The organism is Nostoc sp., from assembly GCF_054880495.1.
Genome location: NZ_JBTYKD010000093.1, coordinates 20,646 through 27,129, shown reverse-complemented (window position 1 = coordinate 27,129; position 6,484 = coordinate 20,646). Strand labels below are relative to the sequence as shown.

The 6,484-nt window shown below is 39.9% G+C and carries 10 protein-coding genes; 5 read left to right on the top strand and 5 right to left on the bottom strand.

Annotated elements, in window-relative coordinates:
- A partial coding sequence (locus ACYTXL_RS10375; RefSeq protein ID WP_461924656.1) for a hypothetical protein occupies nucleotides 1–235 on the top strand: 235 nt, incomplete at its 5' end.
- Nucleotides 236–404: 169 nt separating this feature from the next.
- Nucleotides 405–806: a fasciclin domain-containing protein gene (locus ACYTXL_RS10370; RefSeq protein WP_461924655.1), complete on the top strand. Its 402-nt coding sequence runs from the start codon at nucleotides 405–407 to the stop codon at nucleotides 804–806.
- A 151-nt stretch (nucleotides 807–957) separates the two neighbouring features.
- Here the strand turns inward: ACYTXL_RS10370 and sfsA are convergent, their stop codons facing one another.
- Nucleotides 958–1,683 carry a DNA/RNA nuclease SfsA gene (gene sfsA, locus ACYTXL_RS10365; protein WP_461924654.1) on the bottom strand — a complete coding sequence of 242 codons (726 nt, stop codon included), beginning with the start codon at nucleotides 1,681–1,683 and terminating at the stop codon, nucleotides 958–960.
- Nucleotides 1,684–1,945: 262 nt separating this feature from the next.
- Between sfsA and ACYTXL_RS10360 the strand changes: the two genes are divergently transcribed.
- Nucleotides 1,946–2,614 (top strand): 2OG-Fe dioxygenase family protein, encoded by a 669-nt coding sequence (locus tag ACYTXL_RS10360; protein WP_461924653.1) that lies wholly within the window; start codon nucleotides 1,946–1,948, stop codon nucleotides 2,612–2,614.
- A gap of 68 nt (nucleotides 2,615–2,682) precedes the next feature.
- Entirely contained in the window at nucleotides 2,683–2,970 is a 288-nt protein-coding gene (locus tag ACYTXL_RS10355) for a hypothetical protein (RefSeq protein ID WP_461924652.1), read from the top strand.
- Nucleotides 2,971–3,076: 106 nt separating this feature from the next.
- Here ACYTXL_RS10355 and ACYTXL_RS10350 read toward each other — a convergent pair whose 3' ends face one another.
- Nucleotides 3,077–4,159, bottom strand: a complete 1,083-nt coding sequence (locus tag ACYTXL_RS10350) for a class I fructose-bisphosphate aldolase (RefSeq protein WP_461924651.1) — start codon at nucleotides 4,157–4,159, stop codon at nucleotides 3,077–3,079.
- Nucleotides 4,160–4,507: 348 nt separating this feature from the next.
- Here ACYTXL_RS10350 and ACYTXL_RS10345 point away from each other — a divergent pair, with 348 nt between their 5' ends.
- Nucleotides 4,508–4,825, top strand: a complete 318-nt coding sequence (locus ACYTXL_RS10345) for a hypothetical protein (protein WP_461924650.1) — start codon at nucleotides 4,508–4,510, stop codon at nucleotides 4,823–4,825.
- Nucleotides 4,826–5,263: 438 nt separating this feature from the next.
- Here ACYTXL_RS10345 and ACYTXL_RS10340 read toward each other — a convergent pair whose 3' ends face one another.
- The 3 genes from ACYTXL_RS10340 to ACYTXL_RS10330 are packed head-to-tail and all read right to left on the bottom strand — an operon-like array spanning nucleotide 5,264 to nucleotide 6,107.
- Nucleotides 5,264–5,656, bottom strand: a complete 393-nt coding sequence (locus tag ACYTXL_RS10340) for a type II toxin-antitoxin system VapC family toxin (protein WP_461924649.1) — start codon at nucleotides 5,654–5,656, stop codon at nucleotides 5,264–5,266.
- The gene (locus ACYTXL_RS10335; RefSeq protein ID WP_334720124.1) at nucleotides 5,653–5,871 is read right to left on the bottom strand and encodes a hypothetical protein; all 219 of its coding nucleotides are present in this window, start codon (nucleotides 5,869–5,871) and stop codon (nucleotides 5,653–5,655) included. Before ACYTXL_RS10335 ends, ACYTXL_RS10340 begins: the two co-directional genes overlap by 4 nt.
- A gap of 2 nt (nucleotides 5,872–5,873) precedes the next feature.
- Entirely contained in the window at nucleotides 5,874–6,107 is a 234-nt protein-coding gene (locus ACYTXL_RS10330) for a hypothetical protein (RefSeq protein ID WP_461924648.1), read from the bottom strand.
- Between the last annotated feature and the right edge of the window lie 377 nt (nucleotides 6,108–6,484).

Genomic DNA, 6,484 nt, shown 5'->3' with positions numbered 1-6,484 from the left:
TCCCTCTCCCAGATATGGGAGAGGGACTTTGAAATTCTGGCTCCCCTTCTCCCAAATTTGGGAGAAGGGGTTGGGGGATGAGGGCAAATCCTTTTCATTACTGAAGAACTACAGGTTTCAAGATAGACGCGGTTTAACTAACTTTTTTGGTAAAAGCAGGGCTGTGTTGATGGTAGTGAACAGCGATCGCCCCTACCTTTGTGTAGAAAAAGGACGCATCCAGGAATACTCATAACTCATCCGCCCAAAATAATCCAGATATTATTCTTTATTCGGATAAAAATATATATAAACTTTTATGTTATCAATAGAAAATTTGATTTGACATACACCTAACGATAGATAGATTTTATCGAAAAAATAGTTTAGATTTGTAACAGGTTACACAGAACTAGGTAAAACACATGGCCAACATAATTGACACTGCCACTAATAATGGTTCTTTCACAACACTAGTTGCAGCAATCCAAGCGGCTGGTTTGGTAGATACACTCAAAGGCCCTGGTCCATTCACCGTGTTCGCACCCACTGATGAAGCGTTTAAAAAGCTTCCAGCAGGTACAGTAGACGCATTACTGAAAGATATTCCTAAGCTCAAGAAAATCTTGACCTATCATGTCGTTTCAGGTAAAGTACTGGCTGCTGATGTAGCTAAACTGAAGACAGCTACAACAGTTGAAGGATCAGATGTCAAAATTGATGCTTCTAATGGTGTCAAGATAAATGATGCAAAAGTTGCAACAGCAGATGTTGCTGCTGATAACGGTGTCATCCACGTTATTGACACAGTTTTGATTCCTGCATAAGCAAGCTTCAGAAAAGCGAATGCTATTTGTGGGGCGGCGACTACCTATAGTCGTTTCTCCATCACTGGTTGGATGCTTTTTAGTAAACACATCTACCAACAAATCCATCTAGACAGGATCTAGATGGATTTGTTGTTTAATTTAGATGTAATTAAATTTTTAGTTTTGCCAAATCTAAATAACGGATACCTTCGGGGGAAATGTCAAAACGACAAGGTAAGACTTCTAAACCAAGAGCGATCGCATCCCGTAATAATTTACCATATATAGGATCTGTGCGATCGCCAGGGGAAAACTCAGTACAATCACTGCGATTAATAAAGTAAAGCATCACCGCACGAGTTAGAGGTAGCAGCGCCATTAATTCTCGCAAGTGCTTTTGTCCTCTTGTAGTCTCCGTGTCAGGAAATAAGGCTAATCTCCCCTCACAGAAAGTTGTATTTTTCACTTCTAAATAAATCGGGCGTTCTTCATCACTTCCCGTCAAGAAAAAATCTACTCGACTTTTTTTATCAAGTCCATAAACCACCTCGCCCTTGATTTGGCTATAGTCGCCTAATTCTGGGAAAAGATGTTTCGCCAAAGCCAGTTTTATCACCAGATTCGGTAAAAAAGTATTTATACCTACCCAAGTTGGCTCATTGTCATGTACTTGAATTAGTTCTAAAGTGTAAGCCAATTTGCGGTTAAGATTATCGCTTTTGGAAAGCTGTACAGCACTTTCGGGAGTCGATACTCCAGTCATTGGCCCTGTATTTGGACAGTGTGCTGTCACTATTTCGCCAGAAGTAAGTTGAACGTCAGCAAAAAACCGCTTGTAGCGTTTTAGCAGAATACCTGGATATAAAGGTGGGTAACGGTAAAGCCAATCAATCATTATGAAACCTTGTTGTTGTTAGTAAATATACGTCGATTTCTTCCGCATCGAACCCCCATCAGCAAATCTTTTCAGCACCTACTCATACACCTATGAGTATTACTTCGCCTTGTGACAGAATTTGAGTGATTTTTTACATCATAAAGTGTCACTTTTTGTAATTAAATTGACAATATCTTAATAAAAAGTAGCATATACTAGGTGTTATAAGCCTCCCATAAAAAAATCTGGGAGAATTTCAATGTGCAAGGAGGTAAATCCTATGCAAAAAGTGGGAACAGCAACGGAATTAGAATATGCTTTTCTGTTTACTTTAAGAAAGGTAAATTCGATCAATTTAGAAGGTTTCAAGCCATTTTTTAATAATATGCCTATTGACCCTTATGTCAAAGGCAACTATCGTTCGAGAAGATTATCTCGGTTCACAGTCTCTGGAAATGAGTTAATCAAATTACCTCATGGCTACTTCTTCCAAAGTAAGGAATATAATCCATTTGCGGGTGACATAAAAAGAGAGTTTGCAGAATTAGATGATGCACTCATAGAACTTGATATTTTCAGAAATCTTGTTTTGGCATTTAGTGATTCTTCTAAACTTCATCCAGAAGCTGAAATCGGAGTTCATCAAATTAGAATTATTTGTTCGCCAGACAATTCAGGTAATCCAGCACCTGAAGGTATCCATCAAGATGGTACTGATTTTATTGGCATCTTCTCAGTAGATAGAGATAATATTCAAGGTGGAGAAACACATTTGTATACTGCCAAAAAAGAAAAACCTGTGTTTAGCAAAGTTCTAAATCCGGGGGAACTCTTATTGATAAATGACCATGAATTTTTACACTTCGCCAATCCCATAAAACCACTAACTGATGCTAAAGGAAGTTGGGATGTTTTTGTACTGACTTCTCCTAGCTTGCTTTCAGAATAATTCTAGACGATCATGAATGGGAAAAACATGGTACTTGTTCGGGTAAAACTCCTGCGGAATACTTGGGATTGAGTGAAAAGTTAAAAGATGCGATCGCTATTCCCGCAGCTTATAATCGTCCGAATAAACCCTTGCGTACCACAATTACAGATTTGAAAAATTCATTTGTAAATGCTAATAATCAAATTAGTGCTGATGGTATAGCACCTTTTTGTTCTGGCTCGGGAAGATTTTTGCAAGAAGTCTTCTTTTATTATTCCAAAAACGGTGAAGCTGGTATTTGTAGCGCGGAGATTTTGAAGCGATCGCGAAAAAGTTGTGGGCATTGGGCATGGGGCATGGGGCACTTGTACTGAGCGAAGTCGAAGTATTGGGCATGGGGCATTGGGGAAAGAATTCTTATAACTCCTAACTCTTGTACAGATGCGATTAATCGCGTCTCTACTCCCCACTCCCCACTCCCTAAGCGATCGTCACATCCGGCGACAAATAAACATCTTGAATGGCGTGAAATAGCTTCACACCTTCCTCAAACGGGCGTTGAAACGTCTTTCGCCCAGAAATTAATCCTGAACCACCAGCCCGTTTGTTAATTACAGCCGTGCGAACTGCTTCGGCGAAGTCATTTTTACCAGTCGCGCCACCAGAATTAATCAGCCCCACACGCCCAGAGTAGCAATTCAGTACTTGGTAACGAGTTAAATCAATTGGGTGATCAGTTGTTAATTCTGTGTAAACGCGCTCATCAGTTTTGCCGTAACTCTTACCAGTGGCTTTGGCAACTGCACCGTAACCATTGTTATTTTCGGGTAACTTTTGTTTAATGATATCAGCTTCAATCGTTACACCCAAATGATTCGCCTGTCCGGTGAGGTCAGCCGCAAGGTGGTAATCTTTATCTTGTTTAAAGGCACTGTTCCGCAGATAGCACCAGAGAATAGTTACCAAACCAAGTTCATGGGCGTGTTTAAAAGCTTTGCTGATTTCTTTAATTTGTCTGGTAGACTGCTCTGAACCAAAGTAAATTGTCGCACCTACCGCCGCCGCACCTAAATTCCAAGCTTGTTCCACATCAGCAAACAATACCTGATCAAATTGATTCGGGAAAGTCAGCAATTCGTTGTGATTGATTTTGGTAATAAAGGGAATTTTGTGGGCATATTTCCGTGATACGATACCTAATGTTCCCAAAGTGGTTGCAACAGCATTGCAACCTGCGGCGATCGCTAGCTTGACAAGATTTTCTGGATCAAAGTAAATCGGATTGGGCGCAAAAGACGCACCTGCCGAGTGTTCAATCCCTTGGTCTACTGGTAAGATAGACAAATAACCAGTATTCGCCAGACGACCAGTAGAGTAAAGTAGCTGGAGATTTCGTAATACTTGGGGATTGCGATCGCTGTTGAGCCAGATTCGATCTACAAAGTCTGGCCCCGGCAAATGTATTAAATCATGAGAAACTTTTGCTTTGTAGGTAAGCAGGTCTTCAGCCTCTTTGCCTAGCAATGACTCGATAGAATTAGACTCTTTGAGCGTTGTAGTCATAGTATTATCCTCAACACTTGAGCAAATGACCTTACTTTTAAGATAACATTTCTAATATTGCTTACCTGGTTAAGGTCGCATTAACTATATGTATATTATTTCTGATCTCGCAGTCTTAAATCATTATTGAAAAATCGATGATATCGATTATTATCTCAGATGTAAGCATAATTTGAGCCAAAATGTACAACCAAAGAATTATTATTTTGATAATTTTGGTGAATTGCAGACTTATAATTTGATACATTTTGGCTTTAATACTCATCACCTGATCATAATTAGGTTGGGAAGCAATCAGCCGTAAACTCCTGTTGTGGTAATAATCGTTAATAGAACAAATATAATTTCATGAGTAAGTTTCAAATCGATATCGACTTCAGCAATATAGATTTAGCTTCCCTTGAGACAGAAGAAGATTTTCAAAGAGAGGCAAAAATATTACTACCAAAGGCACTGGTCAAACTAGGTGAAAGTGTGGGTGAAAAGACTTGGGAAGAATTACAGCAAAAGCTGCAAGGAACTGGAGGTAAACTCAAATCTTCTCCAAGCGAGAAACGCAAGTTTATTCAAGAAACTGGAAGAACTTATCAACGAAATGCTAGTAACAGAGAAAAACAAGAACTAGAAGACTATATAGTAGAGCAATTACACCAGCATAAGCAGTAAAGACCCACTTAAGCCTAATGTATGTGTATTCTAACTTCTATTTTTAGCAGTAGTTTTGGTAGGGTGCATTACGCCAAAGGCTAACGCACCACTTTACTAACTTTTATCAAAATCATTGTAGCCCTTACGTCTTTGATACTCGTGAATGAGTCTTTGCACTCCTAACGCGGTGTGCAACTTTCTCTTAAACCTAACAAGAACAGCCCCTTCCCTACTAGCGTTGGGGAGCAAGACTTCAAGCCTCTCCCCGCTTGGCTAACGGCAGGCTGACGCCAACGGGCAGAGGAATGGAAGCGGGGTTTCAAGAATAAGTCGCACATCGCGCACTCCTATTTAATACTCGACTTTGCTGAATCAGGATATTAAAGAGCTTCACGTAAAAGCGCAAAGGTATTAAAGAACAATTCATAGGTTAATTCAGCAACGCCAACTTTTCTTTTACTTTTTGAGAGTTTGCACCCCAGAATATGCCAGAATTTTGGCATCAACAGTTAGTAACGGGCAGCTGTAAATTCTGGCAGTGGCTACAATAACTTGGTCAAATGGATCTCTGTGAAAACCTGTGAGTTTGGTTGATTCAACGATAATTGGAATTGTCAGTTCGAGTAGCTGCACTCCTGGATAAGCTAAAGCTGCTGCTAACCACTCGTCAACTGAAATTGAAAAAGCAAGTTTGCGATTCTCAACCAGCTTGGCAACTTCCCAACAAGAAATAATGCTGACTCCTAGTCCTTGAGATTGATATTCTTCAATGCAATCTCGATATTTCTGGTTTAGTCCTTGATTATTATCTACCCACCAAATCCAAATATGGGTATCTAAGATTATCATTGCAGTACTTCCCAATCCTCTATAGGTACAGGAGGCTCAAATGGATCATCATAGTGAATAACCGTTCCCCGTAAAGGATAAGGATTAGATTCTGAAGGTTGGGGAAAACGTTCTAAAACAATGATTTCTACTGCTTCGCCTGCTTGAAACGGTAAATCCTCAAGAATCAAGGTTCCGTTTTTAGTTAACTTTGTTTCAATTCGGTGTGCTTTCATAGTTACTCCGTTAGTTCTGAATCTAATAAATGAGTAAATGATTTCATTTGTCTTAATCCTTCCTCATGCCAATTATCATCATTCTCCCCTTCTTCTAAGTTAAATAATCTTTCTCTACACAGAATTTGTAACAACAGTAGCCAGCAGCAACTTTGTGTCAAAATCCACTCTACATCTTCATCAGTGAAAGCAATGGGCGAACTCGCTATCAATTCTCGCGCTTCTATCTCAGTCAATGTTCCCAGATATGCGGTGTAGTCTGCTATTAATATGGTGAATGGTCAATACCGAGTTGAAATAGCGCTCAATACTAAGGGACTTATTATTAAGTCAGATATTGCCCAAAAGCATGAAAGCAGAAATTTAGACCAGAAGACTATAAATTCAGAGTGTGCGATTCGTTGCTTAGTGAATCACGGTAATCAGTCCGTACATAACTAAGCCAGCCCGACAGCAGATTACTGTCATTAAAGGCTGAACTCTCGGTCAGATGCAAGTGTAAGCCTTGCCATTCAGACTCAGAATTGACTCCTTATCTGCCCAAACCGAACAAGCTCGGTTCTTGTAGAGTGAAGCTCTTAACAGGGCGCAATCAGACGACCGATGCGGGTTG